The 674-nt window shown below is 58.6% G+C and carries 1 protein-coding gene; it reads right to left on the minus strand.

Annotated features, from left to right (window positions below):
• Positions 1-674, minus strand: a 674-nt coding sequence (locus tag AC1DRJ_RS31225) for an NAD(P)H-dependent flavin oxidoreductase (protein ID WP_477805503.1), incomplete at both ends; no start/stop codon positions are given.

Genomic DNA, 674 nt, shown 5'->3' on the forward strand with positions numbered 1-674 from the left:
ACGCCCTGACCTGCAGACCACACGGTTTTCCAGGCCTTGGCTTCATCGCTGATTGGTTTGAGTTTGGAGCCGAAGTTGACCTCACCCTTGTTTTGCAGGGCTGCCATATCGAAACCTGCTGCTTCCAGGCTTTGACGCATGAAACTCGCCGGTACGCCGGACACTGCTGGAGTATGGACGATGTCCGCCGCCCTGGAAGTCAGCAACATCTCCTTGTAGGCGTCAGGCGCATGACTTTCAGTGGTACCGATAAATCGCGTACCGAAGTAGGCTAAATCCGCACCGAGTAGTTGCGCGGCAAGAATCTCGTGGCCGTGGTTCAGGCAACCGGCCAGCAGTAGGGTTTTGTCGAAGAACTGACGAATTTCTGCGATCAGCGAGAACGGGCTCCAGGTGCCAGCGTGGCCCCCGGCGCCCGCAGCCACGGCAATCAAGCCATCCACGCCCGCTTCCGCGGCTTTTTCCGCGTGTCGGCGAGTCGTCACATCATGGAACACCAGGCCGCCGTAACTGTGCACTGCGTCGACCACTTCCTTCACTGCGCCGAGGCTGGTGATCACAATCGGCACTTTGTGCTCGATACAGATCTCCAGGTCCGCTTGCAGGCGCGGATTGCTGTTGTGAACGATCAGGTTGACCGCATAAGGGGCCGGGTTCTCCAGTGTTGCCAATCC

Source organism: Pseudomonas sp. P5_B2, assembly GCF_056400445.1.